Source organism: uncultured Roseobacter sp. (assembly GCF_947501835.1).
GTDB lineage: Bacteria > Pseudomonadota > Alphaproteobacteria > Rhodobacterales > Rhodobacteraceae > Roseobacter.
In genome coordinates this window covers 477,415-501,165 of record NZ_CANMXR010000001.1, presented here as the reverse complement: position 1 = coordinate 501,165, position 23,751 = coordinate 477,415, and the positions used below count along the sequence as shown (strand labels likewise).

The following is a 23,751-nucleotide window of genomic DNA, read 5'->3' as shown; positions in this document are numbered from 1 at the left end:
TTCCACACATCACCGGGTGGCCTAGACAGGAAGCAGCCAGAGTAAAGTTGATGTCCAGCCCAAAGCGATCCATCCTGTCCCAGCAGCTTGATATAGCGCTGACCACCTGTCGGGATGGATTGCGGGTGATACGCCACCGCGGTCCCAATCAGATCCAGTTCTGGTTCATCGCCCTGGCCATCGGGATTGCCGCCGGCTTCGCTGCGCTGTTTTTCCGCAAGGGTGTCAATGCGCTGCAGACCTACCTCTATGGCACCGAGGATGTGCGTCTGCTGCACAGTTTTGCGGAATCGCTGCCCTGGTATCTGATCCTGATCATCCCGATCTGTGGCGGGCTGGTGGTGGGGCTGATCCTGCATTTCTTTACACCCGACGGGCGCGCACGGTCTGTGGCGGATGTCATCCACGGCGCGGCCATGAATGACGGGCGCGTGGAGACGCGTGCAGGCCTTGCCTCGGCGCTGGCCTCGATGATCACGCTGGGCACGGGCGGATCGACCGGCCGTGAGGGACCGGTGGTGCACCTGGCCGCCGTGATTTCCACATGGGTGAGCCGCCGCATGCACGCGGACGGGATCACCGGGCGTGATTTGCTGGGCTGTGCCGTTGCCGCCGCCGTATCCGCCAGCTTCAACGCGCCGATTGCCGGGGCGCTCTTTGCGCTGGAGGTGGTGCTGCGCCATTTTGCCGTGCATGCCTTTGCGCCCATCGTGATCGCCAGTGCCGCTGGCACGGTGATCAACCGTTTGGAATTTGGCGATGTCACGGAGTTTGCGCTCTCGACCACGGGGGCCGTGCAATTCTATCAGGAAATGCCAGCCTATCTGATACTGGGCCTCGTCTCCGGTCTGATTGCGGTGGCGCTCATGAAGGGGATCTTCTGGGCGGAAGACCTTGGCACTCTGGTGCAGAACAAGATCAGGCTGCCGGGGTATCTGCGCCCCGCCCTTGCCGGGGTGATGCTGGGCGGGCTGGCGATCTATTTCCCCCACATCATCGGCGTGGGTTATGAGACCACCTCGCTGGCGCTGACCGGGCAGTTGGCGCTGTGGAACGCCATCGTTTTTGCCATCCTCAAGGCCGTTGCAGTGGCGATCACCATGGCGGGCCGTATGGGCGGTGGTATCTTCTCGCCGTCGCTGATGATTGGCGCGCTCTCCGGTCTCAGCTTCGGGCTGATTGCCACAAGTGTCTTTCCGGATGTCTCCAGCTCGGTAACGCTCTACGCGCTGACCGGCATGGGCGCTGTGGCCGCCGCTGTGCTCGGCGCACCGATCTCCACCACGCTTATCGTGTTTGAGCTGACGGGTGACTGGCAGACCGGTCTTGCCGTGATGGTCGCCGTGTCCATGTCCACGGCTCTGGCGTCACGGCTGGTGGACCGCAGCTTTTTCCTCACCCAGCTGGAGCGGCGTGACATCCACCTTGCCGCCGGGCCACAGGCCTATCTGCTGGCGATGTTCCGCGTCGGATCCGTGATGCGCGCGATGGATGATCCGCGCGCGGCGACCGAGGAGGAGTGCTGGGAAATGATCGGCGATGGTGTCTACATCGACAGCAATGCAACGCTGGAAGCCGCCATGCCGATCTTTGAAACCGGTGTTCGCTTCATCCCGGTCGTGACCCTCAGCACCGACGCGTCGCCGCCCGAACTCCACGGCGCGCTTTTTCACGTGGATGCGTTGAAAGTCTACAACCGCGCATTGGCTGCCACCGCCGCCGAAGAGCATTCCTGATCAGATCTGCTCCACCGTTACATCGCCATTGGTGTAAAAGGCCAGATGGTCCTTGATCCGCGCCACAGCTTCCTTGGGTGTCTCATAAGACCACACAACATCCGACAGCGTCGTGCTTTTTGTCACCACCGAAAAATAGCTGGCGTCGCCCTTGTGCGGGCAATGGGTGGATTTTTCGGTGCGATCCAGAAAGGCCATGGCGATGTCATCCCGCGGGAAATAAATCACTGAAGGGTAGTCGCCCTCGACCAGTTCCAACGCATTGGCGCTTTCGCCCAGCACAGCGCCACCTGCGCGCACACTCCAGGTGCCTTCGGCTTTGCGGATGGTGATATGGTCGGCCATAGACGCGTCTCCCCCTCATCGTCAAACTGTACCTGCGCTCGCTTGGTAACACCCTCATGACATCCGCAGGGGCCTCAGATCGGCGCAGTTGCCGCATCCAACCATGTTTTTGCAGCGGGCGATAGCCGGGGGGCGATCTTTTCTGCAACCTCAGCGTGATAGGCGTTCAGCCAGTCGCGTTCCGCCGCGGTCAGCATCTCCACGACAATCAACCGCCGGTCGATGGGCGCGAAGGTCAACGTACGCCAGTTCAGCATCTTGCGATGACTGTCGCCGCCCGGCAGGTCGGGTGCTTCCTGCGCCACGATCAGGTTTTCGATGCGGATGCCAAACGCCCCCTCGCGGTAATATCCCGGCTCATTGGACAGGATCATGCCAGCCTCAAAGGGCACATGGCTGGTTCGGGCGAGCCGTTGCGGACCTTCATGCACGCTCAGATAAGCGCCGACCCCATGACCCAACCCGTGATCAAAGTCCTGGCCCGCCAGCCACAGCGGCATCCGGCCAATGGCCTCGATGTCGCGCCCGGCAAGGCCTTCCGGCCAGCGTAAGCGGCTCATGGCGATCATGCCTTGCAGCACACGGGTAAAGGCTTCCATGGCCTCACGCGGCGGCGTGCCGATAGGGATCGTGCGGGTGATATCCGTGGTGCCATCCAGATACTGGCCACCGCTGTCGAGCACAATCAGCTGGCCGTCTTCCAGGATGCTATCTGTCTCCTCGGTCACGCGGTAATGCATGATCGCACCATTGGGGCCGGTTCCGGCGATTGTCTCAAAACTGATGTCCTGCAGCGCGTTGTCGGTGCGCCGGAAGGTTTCCAGCCGGCTCACAACTTCCGTTTCGCGCAAACTACCCACCGGCTGCGCATCAAGCCAGGCCAGCAGCTCGACAATCGCCGCCCCATCGCGCAGATGCGCCGCCGCGCTGCCTTCGATTTCGGCGGCGTTTTTGCGCGCTTTCGGCAGGGCGCAGGGGTCCCCGGCAAAGGCCGCGCGCTCCCCCAGACGTTCCGACAGGATGAAAGGCACCGTGCCTCTGTCAACCCGCACCGGACCCTCCAACGCGTCCACGGCGTCCAGCAGGTGATCGGGCGCATGCTGCCTGACATCGGGGCCGAGGTGATCCCCCAGCTCCACCAGTTTCTCCGCCGCCATGAACAGATCCACCGCCCCGTCATCGTGCAGAATAGCAAAGCCCTGGGCGATTGGATTACGTGGAATATCGGCGCCGCGGATGTTCAGCAGCCAGCATACCGAATCCGGCAGCGTAATCACTGCCGCCTTATGCTCGTCGTCGCGCAGCTCGGTCGCAAGGCGCGCGCGTTTGGCGTCATGGCTTTCACCCGCAAATTCGAGGGGGTGGATTTTCGCATGCGCCAGGGCCGGCGCAGGCTGATCCTCCCAGATACGATCCACCAGATTTGCATGCGCGCGCATGGATATGCCCGATGTCTCCAGCGTCTTTTCAAGCGTTTCAATCTGCCCCGCACTGTGCAGCCAGGGATCAAACCCCACGACACCGCCATTGGGCAGCTGTTCAGTCAACCATGATCCAAGCGAAACATCAGGCCAGGGCACCGGTGTGTAGTCTTCCGCGACCTGCGCCTTGACCTGGGTTCGGTACCGCCCGTCGATAAAAACGCCCGCGATCCCCGTCAGCGCGGCACAGAACCCGGCGGAGCCCGTGAACCCGGTGAGCCAGGCCAGACGCTCATCGCGAGGGGCAACATATTCTCCCTGATGCGCATCGGCGCGCGGGATCAGAAATCCATCCAGCCCGTCGCGCGCCACTTCATCGCGCAGCGCTGCCAGACGGGGTGGCCCCTGTTCGGGCCGCGCGGTCACCTCAAAGGTCTGAAACATGCCACCCCCCCTGATTTCTTCTGGCCAAAAATATCCCCCCGCGGAGCGTCCCGCCGCATCAGCTTGCGCGTTTGATGCCCATGATGCGCGCCCGCGCGCGGGGATCACTGTCAAAAAGCGCTGCCAGTTGTTCGGTCATCGCGCCCGCCAGTTGATCCACATCAGTAATGGTCACCGCGCGATCATAATAGCGCGTCACATCATGGCCAATGCCGATGGCCAGCAGCTCAACCGCGCGGCGTTTCTCGACCATGGCGATCACATCCCGCAGGTGCTTTTCCAGATAATTCGCCGGGTTCACCGACAGCGTGCTGTCATCCACCGGCGCACCATCGGAAATCACCATCAGGATTTTGCGCGCCTCATGCCGCATCAGCATCCGGCGGTGCGCCCATTCCAGCGCTTCGCCGTCGATGTTCTCTTTCAGCAGCCCTTCTTTCATCATCAGACCCAGGTTGGGCCGGGTTCGCCGCCAGGGCGCATCAGCTGATTTATAGATGATGTGGCGCAGGTCGTTGAGACGCCCGGGTTGCTGCGGACGGCCCTCACCCAGCCAGGCTTCCCGCGCTTGCCCGCCTTTCCACGCCCGCGTGGTGAAGCCGAGGATTTCAACCTTCACATTGCAGCGCTCCAGCGTGCGCGCCAGAACATCCGCGCAGATCGCCGCAATCGAAATCGGCCGCCCGCGCATGGAGCCGGAATTGTCCAGCAGCAGCGTCACAACCGTGTCGCGGAATTCGGTGTCTTTCTCGACCTTGAACGACAATGGCGTGGTGGGGTTAGCCACCACCCGCGCCAGACGCCCGGCATCCAGCATGCCTTCTTCCAGATCGAACTCCCAGGACCGGTTCTGCTGCGCCTGCAAGCGGCGTTGCAGCTTGTTGGCAAGGCGGCTGACCGCACCCTTCAGTGGTTCAAGCTGCTGATCGAGGTAGGCGCGCAGGCGTTCCAGCTCGATGGGATCAGCCAGATCTTCGGCACCGATTTCCTCATCATGATCATTCATGTAGACCAGATAATCCGGGTCCGCTTCGGAGGCCGGCGGTGGGGCAGGCGGTTCCATCGGCGCCTCGCCGTCGGGCATCTCGGCCTCTTCGCCCATCTCCTGATCGGCCATGTCATCCATGGAGACCTGCGCCTGTGCGGCGTCCTGCTGCTCTTCTTGCGATTGTTCGGGCGAGGCATCCGCCTCTTCATCATCCTGATCGTCCTGACCGGTGCTGTCAGGATCGGACTCCTCCTCCGCCCCTTCTTCGGCTTCGTCTTCCTGATCCTCGTCAATCTGATCGGGGTCGTCGCCCAGCTGATCGCCATATCCCAGATCAGAAATCAACTGGCGCGCAAATTTGGCAAAGGCCGCCTGATCGCTCAGCGTCTCATCCAGGTTTTCCAGCGTCCCGCCGCATTGCTCTTCGATAAAGCCGCGCCACAATTCCATCACGTTCTGCGCACCGGATGGCAGCTCACGCCCCGTGGCCAAATGCCGGATCAGGTAGCCCGCCGCCGTGGCCAGCGGAGCATCCGCCGCTTGCGTGACCTGATCGTAGCCCTTGCGCATGGCCTCATGGGCGATCTTGGCATCAATATTGCCTGCGGTGCCGGGCATGTCGCGTGCACCCATGGCTTCGCAGCGCGCCGTTTCCATCGCCTCATAGAGATCTTTCGCCATCTCGCCCTGCGGCTCATAGCGCGCATGGGTCTGACCATTGTGATAGCGCCGGTTCAGCGCCAGCGCATCCGCCGTGCCGCGTGCCAGCATCACCTCGTCTCGCGTCATCCGGCGGCTGACCTGGGGCAAGCGCATGGCATCGCCTGACATGCCGGCAGGGTCCACCGAATAGGAAACGGTCAACTCCGGATCATGGGCCATGACCTTGGTCGCTTCTGAAAGCGCCTTTTTGAACGCATCAGCCGGGTTGTCTGACGGTTTGCTCATCGCTCTTTGCCTTTCGTCCCTTGCGGCAGGGTCGCGTCCTCCGTGGCCAGATCGGCCAACAGGGCGACATGCACATCCAACGCATCAATCACTCTATACCCCGGATCATGCCCGTCAAAGGCCAAACCCAGATCGGTCCCGGCGAGCACGATGGCCTCCGCACCCTGATCTTCGACCATGAGACGCCCGGCTTCGAAGAACAACGCGCGATCCTCTTCGGTGCAGGTGCCACGCAGGGCCATATCAAGATAGCTGCGCGCCACCCGATCCATGTTCTCCGCAGGAGCGACCGCTTGCGTGGTCTGCAATTGACCGTAAAGGCGCGTGCGCATGACAACTTCAGTGCCCAACAGCCCGACGGTCTTCAGACCCTGCGCAGCGAAATAGGCGTCCAAGGGGGTGACGCCGCTGATCAGCGGCAGAGGGCTGATCGCCTCGGTTTCCGCGTAACAAAAATGGCCGCCCAACGACGTGATCGCTGCGCAATCAGCGCCCGCAGCTTGCAAGCGCCCGATGAGCTCCGCATAGATCTGCGCCTGCGCGGCGCGGTCATCTGCCAGATTGTTGGCCACCAGCTCATCCGAGCTTGCTTGCACAATCGTCAGCTCAAGCTTTTTCCCGCGTTCCCGCATCAGCGCCGTCAGCCGCTGATAGTAAACCACCGTGGCTGCCGGGCCGATACCTCCGATCAACCCGATGTGCATGGGCCTATCCTAAGCTCACGCTGGCAGCGCTTTCTGGCAGTTCCTCGTCAAAGAGGCGCTGGTAGAATTCCGCCACGGTCTGACGCTCCAGCTCATCACATTTGTTGAGGAAGCTGAGGCGGAAGGCATAGCCGACATTGCGGAAAATTTCAGCATTTTGCGCCCAGGCAATCACCGTCCGGGGTGACATCACCGTGGAGAGATCGCCGTTCATGAAGGCCGTGCGTGTCAGGTCCGCAACTGTGACCATCTGCTTGACGATCTTGCGGCCTTTTTCGGTGTTGTAATGCGGGTTCTTGCTCAGCACGATCGCCGTCTCCGCATCGATGCTGAGGTAGTTCAGGGTCGCCACCAGTGACCAGCGGTCCATCTGACCCTGGTTGATCTGCTGTGTGCCGTGATAGAGGCCAGTGGTATCGCCGAGGCCGACGGTGTTGGCCGTTGCAAAGAGGCGGAAATAAGGGTGCGGCTCAATGACCTGGTTCTGATCGAGCAGCGTCAGCTTGCCGTCCACCTCCAGCACGCGCTGGATCACGAACATCACGTCCGCCCGGCCCGCGTCGTATTCATCAAACACGATCGCGGTCGGATTGCGCAGGGCCCAGGGCAGGATACCTTCTTGAAAATCAGTAACCTGCTTGCCGTCCTTCAACTTGATCGCGTCCTTGCCAATGAGGTCGATCCGGCTGATGTGACTGTCGAGGTTCACCCGCACGGCCGGCCAGTTGAGGCGGCTTGCCACCTGTTCGATATGGGTTGATTTCCCGGTGCCGTGATAGCCCTGGATCATCACCCGGCGGTTGTGCTGGAAACCGGCAAGAATCGCCAGCGTCGTGTCGGGGTCGAATTTATAAGTGCTGTCGACTTCCGGCACCCGGTCGCTGCGATCTGAGAACCCCTTGACCACCATATCGGTATCGATGCCAAAGACGTCGCGGACGTGGATCTCTTCGGTGGGCTTTGTGTTGATGTCCAGTGCGCCGTCGGCCATGAGGTTTCACCCTTATAGAAAGAACAAGAATTCGGAGCCGGTCAGGCCCGGCTCATCTGGTGCAACATATATCGGGCATGTGCAAGGGGAAGGGGCGTGCCAGTTGGCGCAAATCGGTAGCGCCATCAATCCTTGAAGTTGCGGCTGCCCTTGATTTGATCCCAGGCCCAGACGACCTCCTGCAACTGCTCTTCCTGGCTGCGGTCGCCGCCGTTCATATCCGGGTGCAGGACTTTGATCAGCGCCTTATAGGCCTTGCGAACCTCCGGTTTGGTCCAGGTGTCCTTGGCTTCGAGAATTTCCAGCGCCCGGCGCTCGGTGGGCGGCAAGCGACGACCCGCCTGCGCGCCACGACCGGGGTTTTGCGTGGCATTGGCGCCCAGCACCTGATGCGGATCCTCGATGCCCAGCCGTGCCCAGGCGCGCGCCTCCGGATCACCCATCGGCTTGGTATTGCGTTCCCAAACCTTGTCCTTGGACATCTGCGCGTTCAACTCGGCTTCGGTGGTGCCATCAAAGAAATTCCACTTCAGATTATATTCCCGCACGTGCGCCTGACAGAACCAGAAAAAGTCATCCAGAACATCCGGCGCTTTTGGCGCGCGGTACTTGCCCGGCTCGTTGCATCCCTCGTGATCGCAGATGCGTGTCGACGTCTCGGAGGCGCCGGACATGCCACGCCGACCGCGTGGGTTTTTCTTCTTGGAAGAAGAGACGGACATATCGAATCCGAAAGGATCTTGTTTTGGCATATTGGCACCTATACGAGTCGAGGCCGCTTAGTTTAGACTGCACACCGAAAGAGTGAAGGGGTCGGGCGAAAAAAATGTCGAAACGACAAGAGATTGAGGATCGGTTGCGCGAAGCTTTTGCACCGCGCGAACTGGAAGTGGTGGATGACAGCGAAAGCCATCGTGGCCATGCAGGATATCCCGAGGGGGGTGAAAGTCACTTTAACGTGGCGATCCGTGCCGAGCAGTTCAAGAGCATGAACAGACTGGCGCGGCACCGCGCGGTACATGCAGCGCTCGGGCCCAAGCTGATCTCAGAGATCCACGCGCTTGCGCTTGACGTGGATGTTTAGCGCTGCGGCCTAGTCTTCTGTTTTTTCGGGATTTCTGCTGGCCGCGAGTTGTTTCAGCGAATTCGTCATGCCCGCCACGTCGCTGGATTCCTCGACGCCATTATCGCTGAGCATTCGGGTAGCACCTTCGCTTTGCGAGGCATCGTCATCGGGTGTTTTGGGCGGGACAATGACCGGTTCCTTGCGGATTGGATCGGTCTCCTCCGCCGCTTCCTCCGCTTCTTCTTGGGGCTGTGATGCGATTTCCGCGACCTGCTTGCGAAACACCAGAACGTTGCGCCAGGAGGTCGTTGATGAGGTCAGACCGGAGCGCTCAACCGAGGGCAACGTTTCCGCGCGCTGATATTCCCAGCCCTCTGCCGCCATTTGGTTCATGACCTCTTCGAGCGCGTGGGAAAACCGGTCCTCGGGTGTCTTGATCCCCTTCGCCTTGACGCCGCGATTGGGGGCGGTGATCACCCGGTATTCGTACTGTGGCATAATGCCTCTCCAAACTTGTGAGGTGTTTTATAGCAAGCTCAACGGCGTGCGCCAATTGACCGGACGCCGTCAGGCCGACATCCGGGGGGCAGGGTCACCCCTTGAGCTTTTGTGCCACCAACTGATTGACCGCCTTGGGGTTGGCTTTTCCGCCCGTGGCTTTCATCACCTGTCCAACAAACCAACCCGCCAGTTTCGGGTTTTCCTGCGCCTTGGCGACCTGCTCGGGGTTGGCGGCGATGATTTCGTCTACCGCAGCCTCAATCGCACCGGTGTCCGTGACCTGCTTCATGCCACGCGTCTCGACGATCTCCGCAGGATCGCCGCCTTCGGTGTAGACGATCTCAAAAAGATCCTTCGCGATTTTGCCAGATATGGCATCAGAGGCGATCAGGTCAATCACGCCACCCAATTGCGCAGGGCTGACGGGGCTGTCGGTGATGTCCTTGTCGTCCTTTTTCAGCCGTCCAAAGAGTTCGTTGATCACCCAGTTCGCCGCCATCTTGCCGTCGCGGCCCGCCGCCACAGCTTCGAAGTAGTCCGCCGACTCCAGATCGGCGGTCAGCACTGAGGCATCATAGCCGCTCAGCCCGAAATCGCCGATAAAACGGGCCTTCTTGGCGTCGGGCAGCTCGGGCAGGGTAGCGCCGATCTCATCGACCCAGGCCTGTTCAATCACCAGCGGCAGCAGATCGGGATCGGGGAAATAGCGGTAATCATGCGCCTCTTCCTTGGAACGCATGGAGCGGGTTTCGTTCTTGTCGGGATCATAAAGCCGCGTTTCCTGATCGACGGACCCACCCGCTTCAACAATCGCGATCTGGCGCCGGGCCTCGACATCGATGGCGGCCTGAATGAACCGCATGGAGTTCATGTTCTTGATCTCGCAGCGGGTGCCGAGATGCGAGAAATCCTGTGTCGCCTGGTATTTTTCATAATCGCCCGGTCGGCAGATCGACACGTTCACATCCGCGCGCATCGACCCCGATTGCATATTGCCGTCACAGGTGCCCAGATAGCGCAGGATCTGGCGCAGCTTGCCTAAATAAGCGGCGGCTTCCTCGGGGCCACGAATGTCGGGGCGCGAGACAATTTCCATCAGCGCCACACCGGTGCGGTTCAGGTCCACAAAGGACATGTTCGGGTCCATGTCGTGGATTGATTTGCCCGCGTCCTGTTCCAGATGGATGCGCTCGACGCGCACCAGCCGTGCCGTGCCGTCGCCCATTTCCACCAGCACTTCGCCCTCGCCGACGATCGGGTGGTAGAGCTGGCTGATCTGATACCCCTGCGGCAGATCCGGGTAGAAATAGTTCTTCCGGTCAAAGGCGCTTTGCAAATGGATCTCGGCCTTGAGGCCCAGGCCCGTGCGCACCGCCTGTTCCACACAGTATTCGTTGATCGTCGGCAGCATGCCGGGCATCGCCGCGTCGACGAAGGACACGTTGTTGTTGGGCTCGGCGCCGAATTTCGTGGAGGCTGCGGAAAAAAGCTTCGCGTTGGAGGTGACCTGCGCATGCACCTCCATGCCGATCACCAGTTCCCAGTCATGTTTGGCGCCTGCAATGGTCTTGGGTTTCGGCGTTTCAAAGGTCAAATCAAGCATTGTGGTCCCTCGTCAGGCAGGTCTTATCGTGCCAGAGGTCTTAGGCCAGTGCGCGGGGTGCTGCAAGCCCCCGCACCGACCGGTTAGTTGCTCGTCGGCAGGTCGCGCCAGTGAATTTCGAATGTGCCCTCGCGCTGGTCGGGCAAGGACGCTCGCCGCATCATCCGACCCTCTGCCACGAAATTATTGTTGATGCGCACAACGATCAGACACCAGAACGGCTTTGCCAAATCAACGGTCACGATGTTCAACGGATTGTTTGGCGCAAGTGTGATGATCTGTGCCGGTTCATTGTCCGCGTTGCACATCAATCTGCTTTCAGATGGTAGATCAAAGGCAAGCGCGGCATGGACCTTTGCAATGTCTTCATAGATGGGCAGATGATCCCCTGTCAGCGTGAAATAGGCCCGGGCACATTGCAACATGCGCATGTGCAGCGTGTGCAGGCGCGCGCGCGGGTCTTCGGACGGGGCGGCACAGGGTGGATTGGCGGGCAGTTGCGCGTTGCGGTGCCAGTCGATCCAGTCGCCTGTGTCCCAATGGGTTGCGTCGGTGGGTATCTCGCCCATGATGCGTCCTTTCTTCTCGTCTAGCTCGGTTCTGCCACGGGACCATCCGCGGTGAAAATGATGCGATGCCCGGAGGCGATTTCGCGTTTGAAGAGATCCGCAATGATGCGCAGCGCTTCTTTCTGTCCGGCCAGGGCAAAACCCCGGGCGGATTTTACGGTGAGGTTGTTGTCAAACCCAACTGCCGCATGCGCCCAGATCAACGGGTGCAATTCGGTCATATGATTGCGGACAATCCAGCCCGCGCAGGCGGCGATGCGGGCGCGGGTCTGGTCGGCCGCGTCACACCCGGTCAAATTGCCGCCGATGGTATGGGCGCAATAGGCCGCGAGCAGATTGACCATATGTTGGTTCGGGTTGCGGGCGAGGATGTCGTGCAGACCTTCGACAAAGAATTCCAGATCGAGGTTGGCGCAGGCGGCATCATCCCCAGACAGCGCGTCGAACATCACCCAGGTATAGGCACCAGCGCCCCAAACGTCCTGCGTCCGGGCCGCTGTTCTGCGGGCTTCGAGCTCAAGCTTTTGGTAGCTGCCGAACCAGCGCGGCGACAGGAAGTTGCCCATGGCGCGCATCGGGCCGGGATTGCCCGGGGCCAGATCGATGAGCGCCTCGTAGTCGGCGGCGAGCCGGTCGCTTTGGTCGCATCCCACGCCGTGCAACGCGCATTTCGCTGCCGCCAATGTGGGGGATTGCGTTTCAGCCACGGAAAATCGGGCAAGGATATCGCGGGCACGGTCAAAATGCGCCTCAAAGGCGTCCCGGTTGCGCCGCGGCACCTGACTGTCCCAACCGGTGCCGCGCCAGGCCCAGGCGATGTCCATATGCGCATGGGCCACCACAGTGGACAGGATCATATCATTGCCCGCGTCCGCCAGCACTTCCTCGAGCGCTTCGATCCCGCGCAGCATCGGCGCGCCGCGGGCCGGGCGCCCGTCAAAAAGCGCGTGTTCTACGGCCAGCACCACGTCGGAGCGTGCGCCGTAGCTCAACAAATCGGCCACTGGCATGGCGCTGGGGGTCGCGCGCCGGGCATCTTCGGCCAGCCGGATATCCTCGACCAATTCGGTCCAGCGGTCCTGACGCGCCAGGAACTGTCCACGCATCTGATGCGTGTCGCGCGCAGTTTCTTCCGCGGTAGGATTGGGGCAGGCGATCATCAGCGCTCCTTCAGGGCGTACACTTGTCGGGTGCGCGGCGTGAGGGGAGGTCTCATCGGAGATTTTTGCCGCCCTACGGACGCTCCGGCGAAACGGCGCCAACGAACCTTTGGCAACACGGTACAGCAGTGACATTTACAAATTCCAACTTCGGTAACAGATTTAAACATTGCGGTTCTTTTGGGCTGAATAAAGGCGGTCGCGCGGAGATATCGCGTTGATTGGAAGCGGTGAAGGAGACAATTGTTCGCAGTTGTTCAGAAACCGACAACGATCTTTTAAGGCGCCTTTGGGGCGTGCGCGGGTTTTGGTCGCTCTGCGCCCGGGTGGGCACAAGAGGCTTGAAAAGACAAAAGTTTTTGGCGCATAGATGCGGGATGAAAGCCCTCATGCGCCTTGTGATATGTGTGATTTGCCTGCCTTTGAGTGTGGCCGCAAAAGATCCCGACCCCGGTGATCAATCCGCGCCGCTGCCGCAGATGCGGTGGAGCCATATGCCCAATCAGCACTTGTGGAACGAAGCCGCCCTGGCGGCCCTGCGCGCGCACGGGCAACCGCTGACATCCATGGTACCTGCCGATATTGCGCAGTGGTGCCCCTACTATGAGGCGGCAGATCAGACCGGGCGGCAGGCCTTTTGGGTCGGGTTCATGTCCGCGCTTGCGAAACACGAGAGCACATATAAACCGCGCGCGGTGGGCGGTGGCGGCAAATGGTTCGGTCTGCTCCAGATCGCGCCTGCCACGGCGCGGGGCTATGAATGCCGTGCAGGATCCGGCGAGGCGCTGAAGGACGGCGGCGACAACCTGAGCTGTGCGATCCGGATCATGGCTGTGACCGTGCCGCGCGATGGCGTGATCTTTGCCCGGGAGCCCCGCTGGAGCGGCGTTGCCGCCGATTGGGGCCCGATGCGCAGCCCAACCAAGCGGCGCGACATCGCGGGCTGGTTGCAGCAACAACCCTACTGCCAGGCCCCGGTGGAACCGGTGCGACAACGCCCGCGGTACTCATCCGAGGAACGCTAGGCGGCCCGGCATCAGCCGATCAGCGAAAAGTGATGCCGTTCGGTGCGGATGCCGATGGCGTGCAGTGCGTCTTCCAGCGCCTGATGCGGCGGGGTGGCTTCATAGGGCAGCCTGATCTTGCGCCCGCTCTCCAGGACCGCCGTGGCGCGCACGGAGAAGTCCAACCTCGTATCAAGCCGCATATGATCGACCTCAGACCAGGCCAGCACGCCCGTGCGTTTGCCGCTGAACCAGCTGATCTGCCGGTCGTCAAATGTGAGGCCCGCGCCCGGATTGGCATAAAGATCCCAGAGCGCGGGCAGGGTAAAAAGCGCGATGATGCCCATCAGCCAGGGCGCGGCATCCACCCAGATGATGGCCAGCAAGAGCACCGCCCAGACGGCAAGAACCGCCCAGAGCGTTGCCCGATTGCGCCCGTCACGCCGGAAGCTGAAGGGCTCATCGGCCACCGGTGACGTCCAGCGTCGATCCGGTGACATAGCTTGCATCATCCGACAGCAGCCAGACCACCGCCTGCGCTACTTCTTCGGCGGAGCCTTTGCGTTTCATCGGCACCATATGCGCGAGCTTGTCGGCGCGGCCCGGCTCCCCACCCTTGGCATGCAATTCGGTCTCAATCAGGCCGGGGCGTACGGCCATGACGCGGATGTTATCCGCTGCAACCTCGTCTGATAAGCCTTTGGTAAAGCAATCAATTGCCGCCTTGGAGGCTGCGTAATCGACATATTGATTGCCAGACCCCAACCGTGCCGCCGCCGAGGAGATATTGACGATTACCCCACCTTCACCGCGGGTCTGCATGCGGATCACCGCCTCCTTCGCCACCAGAATGGCGCCGATCACATTGATATCAAACATGCGGCGCAACCTTGCGTGGTCGATATCGGTCACTTTCGCGGTCTGATCGACCACGCCGGCGTTGTTGATCAGCGCATCGAGGCGGCCAAAACTCTCATCTATTTGTGCGTAGATGTCGGCAATCGCCTGCGGATCTGACACGTCACCCGGGCAGAGAATGACCTTGGCCCCGGCCTCCCGGCAGGCGGCAGCGACCGTTTCGACGCCCGCCGTATCCGTCCGGAAGTTCAGCGCCAGATCAAAGCCCTGGGCTGCAGCGATGCGGGCGCAGGCGGCGCCAATACCAGCGGAGCCGCCGGTGACTAAGAGTACGGGTCTCATGATGTATTTCCTCGGATACGGGTCAGCATTTCGGTGGTGTCTGGGGAGAGTTCGGGCGTGCCCAATATCCGGTCCAGCTGGGTGGCGATCTGGCCCTGACGGTTCGCATCATAGCGCCGCCAGGTCTGAAAGGCGGAGCACATGCGTGCCGTTGTCTGCGGGTTGACCGGGTCCAGTTTGATCAGCCAGTCAGCCAGCAATTGATAACCGGCACCATCGGCCTTGTGGAACCCGGCGTGATGCGACGCCAGCGGACCAAGGACTGCGCGGAACCGGTTGGGGTTCTTCCAGTTGAAATCCGGATGCTCGGTCAGCTTTGCCGCGGTGGCGGCGACCTGGTCCGGTCGGGCCTGCATGACCTGCAGGGCGAACCACTTATCCATGACCAGACGATCATCCTGCCATTGCTTGGCAAAGGATTTCAGCGCGTCCTCCCCGGCGCCTTCCCGCAGCAGCACGGCCAATCCGGCCAATTGCTGTGTCATGTTGTCGGCGGCGTCATATTGCGCCTGCGCCCGCGCGGGCCCGTCGCGCAGACACAGCAGCCGAAGCGTGGCATTGGTAAGGCCACGTCTGCCAGCCTGATCGGCGTTGGGCTGATAGGGTTCCGTGACCTGATGCTGATCAAAGAGCCGGTCGAGCAGATCGCCGAAATGCGCCGCCTGCGCCTGCGCCATTTTTTCGGTCGCGGCCCAGATCGCATCCGGATCGGGCGTGTCGCCTTCGTTGTGCAGGGTGGTCGCCAGATCGGATTGCCCGGGCAGGTTCAGCATCAGCGCGCGGTAGGCCGGATCAAGGCTGTCGTCCGCCAACACCGCATGCAGCCCGTCAAGATACCCGGTATCCGGCTCAGCATCCTCGCGGATCATCGCCAGCAGGCTGGCGCGGGCGAGGCTGCGCCCGGCCTCCCACCGGTTGAAAGGATCGGTGTCATGGGCGAGCAGGAAGGTGGTATGTTCCTGTGGCAAGTCCCGTTCCAGCACCACAGGAGCAGAAAACCCGCGCAGAACGGAGGGGATCGGACGCTCTGGCAGGCCTTCGAAGGTGAAAGACTGCGAGGCCTCTGTCAGTTCGAGGATCTGGCTTGGCACCAGTTCCTCGCCTGAGGGCGAAAACAGCGCCGTGGCGATGGGGATCACCTGCGGTTGTGGGTCCGGGGTCGGCGTCGACGGCTTCAGATTTTGCGTGAAGGTCAGTATGTAACTGCCTGCATACCAGGCATCTTTCACGGTCACCGTTGGCGTGCCCGCCTGTGAATACCAGCGTTTGAACTGGCTGAGATCGCGCCCCGTGGCATCCTCAAACACTTTGAGCCAGTCTTCGATTGTGCAGGCCTGCCCGTCGTGCCGTTCGAAATAGAGGTCCAGCGCCTTGCTGTAGGCCTCCGCGCCAACCAAGCGGCGCAGCATGCCGATGACCTCTGCGCCTTTTTCATAGACGGTGGCGGTGTAGAAGTTGTTGATTTCCTGAAAGCTTTCCGGCCGCACCGGGTGGGCGAGCGGACCCTGATCCTCGGGGAACTGTCGCGCGCGCAGATCGATGACGTCGGCGATGCGTTTGACGGGGGCCGAGCGCATGTCGGAGGTGAACTGGCTGTCACGGAAAACCGTCAGACCCTCCTTCAGACACAGCTGGAACCAGTCGCGGCAGGTGATGCGGTTGCCCGTCCAGTTGTGGAAGTATTCATGTGCAATGATGGCCTCGATCCGTTCGAAATTGCCATCTGTCGAGGTTTCGGGCGAGCCCAACACAGCCGAGGAATTGAAAACATTCAGGCCCTTGTTTTCCATGGCCCCCATGTTGAAATCATCCACGGCAACGATGTTGAAGATGTCGAGGTCATACTCACGCCCATAAACCTCCTCATCCCATTTCATCGAATCCTTCAGCGCCTGCATGCCAAAGGCGCATTTGTCCTCATCGCCCGGACGGACATAAAGGTTCAGATCAACCCTGCGGCCCGATTTTGTCGTGAATTCTCCGGGATGGGCGACCAATTCACCTGCCACGAGCGCAAACAGATAGGCCGGTTTGGGCCAGGGGTCATGCCATTCCGCCGCCCCTTCCGAGGCCGAAACCGGGTTGCCATTGGAGAGCAGCACCGGGTGCGGGCCGTTGATGCGCACGGTGAAAACGCTCATCACATCCGGACGGTCGGGGTAGTAGGTGATTTTGCGAAAGCCTTCGGCCTCGCACTGGGTGCAATACATGCCGTTTGACATGTAAAGCCCCTCAAGCGCGGTGTTGCCCGCCGGATCGATCTCAACCTCAGCTTCCCAGATAAAGGATGCCGCGGGCACATCGCAGGTCAGGCCTGCCGCCGTCAGGGTTGGTGACACCGGGGCACCGTCGATATGCGCGGAGATCAGCTTAAGATTCTCGCCATGCAGAAAGAGCGTCGGCTCGGTATCGGGTTTCGGGACGAAAGCGATGCGGCTTTTGACCCGCGTGGCGGTCGGGTGCAGATCGAAGGTTAGCTCAACCGAGCTGACATCATACCCGAAAGGTTTGTAATCGCTCAGATAAATGGTTTGAGGGGTGGCGTCGCGCATGGTCACCTACATCTTTTTTTGGAACGGATCAGACAGCGCAGACGTTAGGTGCCCAAGACACAAGCTGCAAGACGGCTTGGCCAAGCAATCTGAAGGAGACCTCATGTCAGCGCCTGACACAAACATCGCGAAACAGAAAACCCGGCATCGGCCCGCGCTTTGGGGGCTCTGGACGGGCGTGTTGCTCGCCATCGTTGTCGGATCGATCCTGGCCTGGATGCTGAGCGCGGATGAAGCCGCCGCATCCCTCGCGGCCCTCGAGCTGTTTGTCTAGGTGGACATGCGGCGCAAACGCGATTTGCCAACGAAGATCTGTGCCAGCTGCCAGCGCCCCTTCGCGTGGCGGAAGAAATGGGCGAAAACCTGGGATGAGGTACGCTATTGTTCGGACAGATGCCGACGCGAGCGTCGCTCGAATGCCTCAACAGAGGCGACAAACCAGTGATTGGTAAAATAGTCTGACCAGTCTTGTTGCCTATCGGAAACAAACTTCTTACACCTTCGGTCCAAACAAAGACGCCGAAGTTGGGGAGTGTTCCGGATGGCCGAGTTTCTTCAGAAAAATGATCTGCAGGTGGCGGCGGAACTCGTTCGCTTTATCGAAGACCGCGCCTTGCCCGGAACGGATGTTGACCCGGCCAGCTTCTGGTCGGGTTTTTCGCAGCTGGTGAATGATGCGGCACCTGAAAACCGTGCACTGCTGGAGAAACGCGAGGCCATTCAGGCACAGATCGATGCCTGGCATAAGGAACGTCGCAGCGCCCCCCATGACCACGAAGCCTACTGCGCCTTCCTGCGCGAGATCGGCTATCTGGTCCCCGAAGGCGACAGTTTCGAGATCGACACCGCCAATGTGGATGATGAGATCGCGCGCGTGCCCGGGCCGCAGCTGGTCGTGCCGATCACCAATGCGCGCTATGCGCTCAATGCGGCGAACGCCCGGTGGGGCAGCCTCTATGACGGTTTTTATGGTACGGACGCGATGGGCAGCGCGCCGCCAAGGGGGGGCTATGATCAGGGCCGGGGGGCCCGCGTGGTGGCCCGCGCCCGCGTGTTTCTGGACGAGGCCTTCCCGATTGAGAAAACTAGTCACGCCGACGCACGGCGTTACTATGTGCACAACGGTGCCTTGCTGATTGACGATCAGCCTTTGATCGATCCGGCCAAATTCGTGGGCTACACCGGCCACCCAAAGGCGCCGGATCGCATCGTGCTGCGCAACAACGGGCTGCATGTCGAACTGGTGTTCGACCGGACACATCCGATTGGCAGCCGTGATCAGGCCGGGCTGGCGGATGTGCAGATGGAAAGCGCGGTTTCCGCGATTATGGATTGTGAAGATTCCGTCGCCTGCGTCGATGCCGAGGACAAGGTCGTTGCCTATGACAATTGGCTGGGGCTGATGAAAGGCGATTTGCAGGAGAGCTTTGACAAGGGCGGCAAGACGATCACCCGCGCGCTCAATCCTGATCGCGCATACACCGGCCCGGACGGGTTGAAAGTGACGCTCAAGGGGCGGGCGCTGATGCTGGTGCGCAACGTCGGTCACTTGATGACGAACCCGGCCATTCTGGACAAGGCGGGCAACGAGGTGTTCGAGGGTGTGATGGATGCGATGATCACCACGCTCATCGCCATCCATGATCTCAAACGCGACGGCGGCAATTCCCTGCACGGATCGGTCTATGTGGTCAAACCCAAGATGCATGGGCCGGAAGAGGTCGCCTTTGCCGATCGCATTTTTACCCGCGTCGAAGAAATCCTGGGACTGCCGCAAAATACCGTGAAGCTGGGGATCATGGACGAGGAACGGCGCACAAGCGTCAATCTCAAGGAGTGCATCCGGGCGGCCAAATCACGGGTGGCCTTTATCAACACCGGGTTTCTGGACCGCACGGGCGATGAGATACATACCTCGATGGAAGCGGGCCCGTTCAGCCGCAAGGATTTCATCAAACGCAAAGCCTGGATCGGGGCCTATGAGAACCAGAATGTGGACATCGGGCTGGAATGCGGGCTGAGCGGGAAAGCGCAGATCGGCAAGGGCATGTGGGCGATGCCCGACATGATGGCCGCGATGCTGGAACAAAAGATCGAACATCCGAAATCCGGCGCCAATTGCGCCTGGGTGCCAAGCCCGACCGCGGCAACCTTGCACAGCCTGCATTATCACAAGATCGATGTGTTTGCGGTGCAGAAGCAGCTGAAAAAGGGCGGGCGGCGCGCCTATGTGGATACGGTGCTGAACATTCCGCTGGCGGAGTATCAGAAATGGACCGATGCGCAGAAGCAGCGTGAAGTTGAAAACAACGCACAAGGCATTCTGGGCTACGTGGTGCGCTGGGTCGATCAGGGCGTGGGCTGCTCCAAGGTGCCCGACATGAACAACGTCGGGCTCATGGAAGACCGCGCCACCTGCCGGATTTCAGCCCAGCATATCGCCAACTGGCTGCACCACGGTGTCGTCGATGCGCAGAATGTGATGCAGGCGCTGCGCAAGATGGCCGAAGTGGTGGACGGCCAGAATGCCGGTGATCCGCTCTATCATCCGATGGCGCCGGGATTTGACGGCATCGCCTTTCAGGCCGCCTGTGATCTGGTCTTCAAAGGCCGCACACAGCCATCGGGCTACACTGAACCGGTGTTGCACGCGCGTCGTCTGGAGCTCAAAGCCAGCCACTGATCACGCCCATCGAAGTTAACAGAAGAACAGGGACAAGATATGACAATCTCACTGAACAAAGCCCGCACGATCATTCGCAAAACGCTCTCCAAAGGGCGTGAGATGGAATTCAAACCGCTCTCCGTTGTCGTGCTGGATGCGGGTGGCCATGTGCAGGCGTTCGAGCGCGAAGATGGGGCGTCGCCGGGGCGTTTCGGGATTGCCCACGGCAAGGCCCATGGCGCGATCATGCTGGGCATTCCAAGCTCCGCGCAGATGGCGCGCGCTGAAACCCAGGCCTATTTCATCAATGCGGTGAACGGCGTTTATGACGGCAAACTGGTGCCGGTGCCGGGTGGTATCCTGCTGCGCGACAAAAAGGGCGCGGTGATCGGGGCGGTTGGGGTCACCGGCGACACTTCGGAGAACGATGTGATTGCCGGTGTGGCCGGGATCGAGGCCGCCGGATTGATCGGCGACGCCTGATTTTGCGGCAAATTCCTGCAATTGAGCGATGACGCACAGACGTCTGCGCGGTCATAGGCTGTTAACTGCTTGTGTGTCACAGTATAAAATCATGTAGGGGACAAATGTAAGGGGATATCCATGGCGCGACCCGTCGTCGGAGTTATTTGCAACCACTATTTGTTGAATGATGAATACCCGGTGCACGCCGGTGGCACGATGAATTCTGACGCGGTTTCTGCGGTGTCGGGATGTGTGCCGATGATGATCCCCACCGACCCCGATTATGTCTCCGTCACTGAGCTGCTGGAAATCTGCGATGGCTTCCTGCTCACCGGCGGGCGCCCGAATGTGCATCCCGAAGAATATGGTGAGGCCCCCACGGAGGCACATGGCGCTTTTGACCGGGCGCGCGATGCGATTGCGCTGCCGCTGGTGCGGGCCTGCGTGGAACGGGGCCAGCCGTTTCTGGGCATTTGCCGGGGCTTTCAGGAGGTCAACGTGGCCATGGGCGGATCGCTCTATCCCGAGATCAGGGACCTGCCGGGCCGCATGAACCACCGGATGCCGCCCGATGGCACGCTGGAAGAGAAATTCGAACATCGCCACACTGTGTCCTTCACAGAAGGCGGCGTTTTTCACAGATTGATGGGCGCGCAGGAAGTGATGACAAACACGCTGCATGGCCAGGGCATCAAATCCTGTGGTCCGGGCGTGGTCGTCGATGGCATCGCCCCCGATGGGACACCTGAAGCGATCTATGTCGACGGTGCGCCGGGCTTTACCCTGGCGGTGCAGTGGCACCCGGAATATGAGGCCGCGCAGGATCCTGTCTCACGCCCGCTGTTTGCGGCCTTTGGTGAGGCGACACGCGCCTGGTCCAACGGTCAGAAACTGCGCCCCGCCCAGGTAGCGTAAGCGCCGCTGTTAAGTGGGCGCCGGGTCTTTCAGCTTTAAGGCTCCAAAAGGTTTAGGCGGCTCGGGGTATGTTGCAGGGTGTGCAACGGCCATATCCCGATGCAACGACGTCCAGGCCCAGTCTAAAGGATCGTCGACCAGCCCGGCCTGAACCGGCGCGGTGTGAATGAGCGTCCGATGGAGCGCCAGATCCTGTGGCGAACGAATGCGGTGCTCCCAAAAGTGACGTTGCCAGATGCCTTTGTCGGTCCGGACCCTCTTTACATTCGGGTGGTCATCCGCCGTCGGCACCGCCCGGGAAAACGCGCTCTTCAGGAAACGCCACCGGATGCTGCAATCCGCATCGCCCCTGGGCAGTGTCCAAAGCGTGTGGATCGCTGCGGGCAGGATCACCACCGCGTCGATCTCGAAGGGGTAGCGCTGGCGGGCCAGCCGGGTTACCTGGCGCAGCAGCTCGATCCGGTCCGTCAACAAGGTGCTGTCGCGGTCGGCCAGACGGGCGGTGAAGAAATAGGTGGCACCAGGCGGTTGGGAGCGGATGTAATGTGGCATGGTCCATGTCTAGCGCCGACATGGTTAATGGAAATTGAACAGCGGTTGACCGAAATCCGGTCAGAGCGGACGCGCCTGAGCATCGCTTTACGCCGCGCTTACATCTGACCGCCAGCAATCTCGATCGCCTGACCATTCACGCTTTCGGAGCCGGGGGAGACCAGCCAAAGCGCCGCGGCGGAGACCTCCTCAGGGGCAATCAACCGGTTGTGACGATTGGCGGAGACCATCATCGCTTTTGCCTTATCCTCACTGACCCCTGCGCGTTCGGCAATGGAGGTGGTGTTGCGGGTCACGATGGGCGTGTCGACATAGGCCGGGCAGAGCGCGTTGAAGGTAATTGGCTTGCCCAGATAATCTTCGCTGAGCGCCCGGATCAGCCCGATCAACCCATGTTTGGATGCCGAATAGCAGGCCGCCCCCTGCAGCCCGCGCAACCCGGCAATCGAAGAGACGGCAATCACACGGCCCCACTCGGCCTGCCGCATCGATTTGAGCGATTCCCGAATGGTCAGAAACGCACCATCCAGATTGGTGGCCATCATATTGCGCCAGAATTCCAGATCGGTCTTGTGCACCGCGCGCCCTTCGGCAATGCCGGCATTGGCGACGCAAATCTGAATGGGGCCGCGTGCGGCAACCGCCGCTGCAATGGTCGCCACCACATCCGCCTCATCCCGCACGTCCATGGCCATGCCAAAAATGCCCTGGCCGCTGACCGCGTCCAAGACCTCCTGGCGACGGCCGGTGATGGTCACAACACAGCCCTGTGCGGCCAGATCACGGGCAATTGCGAGGCCGATGCCCGTGCCACCCCCTGTGACCAATGCGTGTTTTCCTGCAAGCGACATGACACCTCCTCCGGTTTCAGACGTTCAGCTTAGAGGCAGGGGAAGCGGGTGCAAGGGAGAGTGGAAGATTGTTTTACCCCTGCGGGGCAGGTAGCATGGCTCTGTGGTCAAAGGGGAAACATCATGCAGAAAATCACCGGCATCGGCGGCTTCTTTTTCAGATCGAACGACCCAAAGGCGTTATCGGCCTGGTACGCAACCCATTTCGGCATATCGGAAGTCCCGCAGGATTACGAAACCCCGGTCTGGACCCAGGAGGCGGGGCCAACCGTCTTTGCCCCTTTCGCGCGGGGCACCGAGTATTTTGGCAATTCAGACAATCAGTGGATGCTGAATTTCCGGGTGGATGATCTTGACGCGATGGTCGCACAACTGCGCGCGGCGGAGATTGACGTCGAGATGCATCCAGAGACGTTGCCCAACGGGCGGTTTGCGCGGGTCTACGACCCTGAAGGCAACCCGATCGAGCTTTGGGAACCCAAGGAGGTCGAAACACCGGCATGAAGTGGCTCGATTTGCCACCTGTCTGGTTGGTCCTCTGTCTCGCGCTGGCCTGGGGCCAGGCGCAATACTATGCGTTCGGTCTGAGCCTGGCGCATCCGATCACGTTTTTGTTGGCAGGGCTGTTTGTGGGCGGTGGCATTGTGATCACTGTGCTGGCGGTGATGGAGTTTCGCCGCCATAAGACCACGATCATCCCGCATGAAACCCCCAGTGCGCTGATCCAGTCCGGCATCTTTGGCCGCTCTCGCAATCCGATCTATCTGGCGGATGTCCTGATTCTGGCAGGCCTGTGCCTCTGGTGGGATGCGGTGCTCGCGCTGGTTCTGGTGCCTCTTCTGGTCTGGGTTCTGGAGAAACGGTTCATCATCCCCGAAGAAAATCGTATGCGTCGGGAATTCCGCGCCGATTTTGCCCGATACGTCCAAAAAACACGCAGGTGGGTGTGAGTTCTGTGCAACCGTCAGCGCTCACATTTTGCCACGCGCTTGTACCTTGCGGGCGTAGGCGATAGTGGACATGCCAGTTTAGTGCACCATTTTGCGCAAATACGCATCAAACGGGGGAGCT

Annotated in this window: 25 protein-coding genes; 10 read left to right on the top strand and 15 right to left on the bottom strand. The window is 60.8% G+C overall.

Translation table 11 applies throughout. From position 1 onward, the window contains the following. Positions 1 to 50 precede the first annotated feature (50 nt). Complete coding sequence (locus Q1A20_RS02480) at positions 51 to 1,736, top strand: chloride channel protein (protein WP_299915743.1); 1,686 nt, start codon at positions 51 to 53, stop codon at positions 1,734 to 1,736. Here Q1A20_RS02480 and Q1A20_RS02475 read toward each other — a convergent pair whose 3' ends face one another. The 6 genes from Q1A20_RS02475 to Q1A20_RS02450 form a co-directional block, all read right to left on the bottom strand. After that, positions 1,737 to 2,081: a DUF427 domain-containing protein gene (locus tag Q1A20_RS02475; protein ID WP_299403956.1), complete on the bottom strand. Its 345-nt coding sequence runs from the start codon at positions 2,079 to 2,081 to the stop codon at positions 1,737 to 1,739. It abuts the gene before it with no gap. Positions 2,082 to 2,155: 74 nt separating this feature from the next. Continuing rightward, positions 2,156 to 3,946 (bottom strand): aminopeptidase P family protein, encoded by a 1,791-nt coding sequence (locus Q1A20_RS02470; protein WP_299915741.1) that lies wholly within the window; start codon positions 3,944 to 3,946, stop codon positions 2,156 to 2,158. Between the two features lie 58 nt (positions 3,947 to 4,004). Next, positions 4,005 to 5,882 carry a cobaltochelatase subunit CobT gene (gene cobT, locus Q1A20_RS02465; protein ID WP_298969971.1) on the bottom strand — a complete coding sequence of 626 codons (1,878 nt, stop codon included), beginning with the start codon at positions 5,880 to 5,882 and terminating at the stop codon, positions 4,005 to 4,007. Beyond that, on the bottom strand, positions 5,879 to 6,586 hold the full coding sequence (locus Q1A20_RS02460) for an aspartate/glutamate racemase family protein (RefSeq protein ID WP_299403963.1): 708 nt from the start codon (positions 6,584 to 6,586) through the stop codon (positions 5,879 to 5,881). Before Q1A20_RS02460 ends, cobT begins: the two co-directional genes overlap by 4 nt. Positions 6,587 to 6,590: 4 nt before the next feature. After that, positions 6,591 to 7,577, bottom strand: a complete 987-nt coding sequence (gene cobS, locus Q1A20_RS02455; RefSeq protein ID WP_298969969.1) for a cobaltochelatase subunit CobS — start codon at positions 7,575 to 7,577, stop codon at positions 6,591 to 6,593. Positions 7,578 to 7,702: 125 nt separating this feature from the next. Further along, positions 7,703 to 8,329, bottom strand: a complete 627-nt coding sequence (locus Q1A20_RS02450) for a J domain-containing protein (RefSeq protein WP_298969968.1) — start codon at positions 8,327 to 8,329, stop codon at positions 7,703 to 7,705. Positions 8,330 to 8,403: 74 nt separating this feature from the next. Between Q1A20_RS02450 and Q1A20_RS02445 the strand changes: the two genes are divergently transcribed. Continuing rightward, positions 8,404 to 8,661, top strand: coding sequence for a BolA family transcriptional regulator (locus Q1A20_RS02445; protein WP_298969967.1), 258 nt, complete (start codon positions 8,404 to 8,406; stop codon positions 8,659 to 8,661). Between the two features lie 9 nt (positions 8,662 to 8,670). Here the strand turns inward: Q1A20_RS02445 and Q1A20_RS02440 are convergent, their stop codons facing one another. The 4 genes from Q1A20_RS02440 to Q1A20_RS02425 form a co-directional block, all read right to left on the bottom strand. Next, positions 8,671 to 9,141 (bottom strand): DUF4177 domain-containing protein, encoded by a 471-nt coding sequence (locus tag Q1A20_RS02440; RefSeq protein ID WP_299403967.1) that lies wholly within the window; start codon positions 9,139 to 9,141, stop codon positions 8,671 to 8,673. Positions 9,142 to 9,235: 94 nt separating this feature from the next. Further along, positions 9,236 to 10,747: an Asp-tRNA(Asn)/Glu-tRNA(Gln) amidotransferase subunit GatB gene (gene gatB / locus Q1A20_RS02435; RefSeq protein WP_299403970.1), complete on the bottom strand. Its 1,512-nt coding sequence runs from the start codon at positions 10,745 to 10,747 to the stop codon at positions 9,236 to 9,238. A gap of 83 nt (positions 10,748 to 10,830) precedes the next feature. Then, entirely contained in the window at positions 10,831 to 11,316 is a 486-nt protein-coding gene (locus Q1A20_RS02430; RefSeq protein WP_298969964.1) for a hypothetical protein, read from the bottom strand. 20 nt (positions 11,317 to 11,336) lie between these two features. Beyond that, on the bottom strand, positions 11,337 to 12,476 hold the full coding sequence (locus tag Q1A20_RS02425) for a hypothetical protein (protein ID WP_299403973.1): 1,140 nt from the start codon (positions 12,474 to 12,476) through the stop codon (positions 11,337 to 11,339). Positions 12,477 to 12,865: 389 nt separating this feature from the next. On the opposite strand from Q1A20_RS02425, the gene Q1A20_RS02420 reads away from it, so the two are divergent. Further along, the gene (locus tag Q1A20_RS02420) at positions 12,866 to 13,501 is read left to right on the top strand and encodes a transglycosylase SLT domain-containing protein (RefSeq protein ID WP_299915737.1); all 636 of its coding nucleotides are present in this window, start codon (positions 12,866 to 12,868) and stop codon (positions 13,499 to 13,501) included. 11 nt (positions 13,502 to 13,512) lie between these two features. On the opposite strand, the gene Q1A20_RS02415 is transcribed toward Q1A20_RS02420, so the two are convergent. The 3 genes from Q1A20_RS02415 to pepN are packed head-to-tail and all read right to left on the bottom strand — an operon-like array spanning position 13,513 to position 17,232. Beyond that, positions 13,513 to 13,980 (bottom strand): hypothetical protein, encoded by a 468-nt coding sequence (locus Q1A20_RS02415; RefSeq protein WP_299403978.1) that lies wholly within the window; start codon positions 13,978 to 13,980, stop codon positions 13,513 to 13,515. Next, entirely contained in the window at positions 13,940 to 14,680 is a 741-nt protein-coding gene (locus Q1A20_RS02410; RefSeq protein WP_299403981.1) for an SDR family oxidoreductase, read from the bottom strand. Before Q1A20_RS02410 ends, Q1A20_RS02415 begins: the two co-directional genes overlap by 41 nt. Continuing rightward, positions 14,677 to 17,232, bottom strand: a complete 2,556-nt coding sequence (pepN, locus tag Q1A20_RS02405) for an aminopeptidase N (RefSeq protein ID WP_299915999.1) — start codon at positions 17,230 to 17,232, stop codon at positions 14,677 to 14,679. Before pepN ends, Q1A20_RS02410 begins: the two co-directional genes overlap by 4 nt. Positions 17,233 to 17,335: 103 nt before the next feature. Between pepN and Q1A20_RS02400 the strand changes: the two genes are divergently transcribed. From Q1A20_RS02400 to Q1A20_RS02380, 5 genes are all read left to right on the top strand, one after another. Further along, complete coding sequence (locus tag Q1A20_RS02400) at positions 17,336 to 17,506, top strand: hypothetical protein (RefSeq protein WP_299403984.1); 171 nt, start codon at positions 17,336 to 17,338, stop codon at positions 17,504 to 17,506. Between the two features lie 6 nt (positions 17,507 to 17,512). Beyond that, on the top strand, positions 17,513 to 17,677 hold the full coding sequence (locus Q1A20_RS02395) for a DUF2256 domain-containing protein (protein WP_299403985.1): 165 nt from the start codon (positions 17,513 to 17,515) through the stop codon (positions 17,675 to 17,677). 96 nt (positions 17,678 to 17,773) lie between these two features. Further along, positions 17,774 to 19,915, top strand: coding sequence for a malate synthase G (locus Q1A20_RS02390; RefSeq protein WP_299403988.1), 2,142 nt, complete (start codon positions 17,774 to 17,776; stop codon positions 19,913 to 19,915). A 39-nt stretch (positions 19,916 to 19,954) separates the two neighbouring features. Then, entirely contained in the window at positions 19,955 to 20,380 is a 426-nt protein-coding gene (locus Q1A20_RS02385) for a heme-binding protein (protein WP_299403990.1), read from the top strand. 120 nt (positions 20,381 to 20,500) lie between these two features. Beyond that, positions 20,501 to 21,277, top strand: coding sequence for a gamma-glutamyl-gamma-aminobutyrate hydrolase family protein (locus Q1A20_RS02380; RefSeq protein ID WP_298969954.1), 777 nt, complete (start codon positions 20,501 to 20,503; stop codon positions 21,275 to 21,277). A 9-nt stretch (positions 21,278 to 21,286) separates the two neighbouring features. On the opposite strand, the gene Q1A20_RS02375 is transcribed toward Q1A20_RS02380, so the two are convergent. Further along, entirely contained in the window at positions 21,287 to 21,829 is a 543-nt protein-coding gene (locus Q1A20_RS02375) for a transposase (RefSeq protein WP_299403993.1), read from the bottom strand. A 98-nt stretch (positions 21,830 to 21,927) separates the two neighbouring features. Further along, positions 21,928 to 22,680 (bottom strand): SDR family NAD(P)-dependent oxidoreductase, encoded by a 753-nt coding sequence (locus Q1A20_RS02370; protein ID WP_299403995.1) that lies wholly within the window; start codon positions 22,678 to 22,680, stop codon positions 21,928 to 21,930. Positions 22,681 to 22,803: 123 nt separating this feature from the next. On the opposite strand from Q1A20_RS02370, the gene Q1A20_RS02365 reads away from it, so the two are divergent. Together Q1A20_RS02365 and Q1A20_RS02360 are read left to right on the top strand one after the other, a co-directional pair. Next, entirely contained in the window at positions 22,804 to 23,184 is a 381-nt protein-coding gene (locus Q1A20_RS02365; RefSeq protein WP_299403998.1) for a VOC family protein, read from the top strand. After that, positions 23,181 to 23,630: an isoprenylcysteine carboxylmethyltransferase family protein gene (locus Q1A20_RS02360; RefSeq protein WP_299404000.1), complete on the top strand. Its 450-nt coding sequence runs from the start codon at positions 23,181 to 23,183 to the stop codon at positions 23,628 to 23,630. Before Q1A20_RS02365 ends, Q1A20_RS02360 begins: the two co-directional genes overlap by 4 nt. Positions 23,631 to 23,751: the final 121 nt, after the last annotated feature.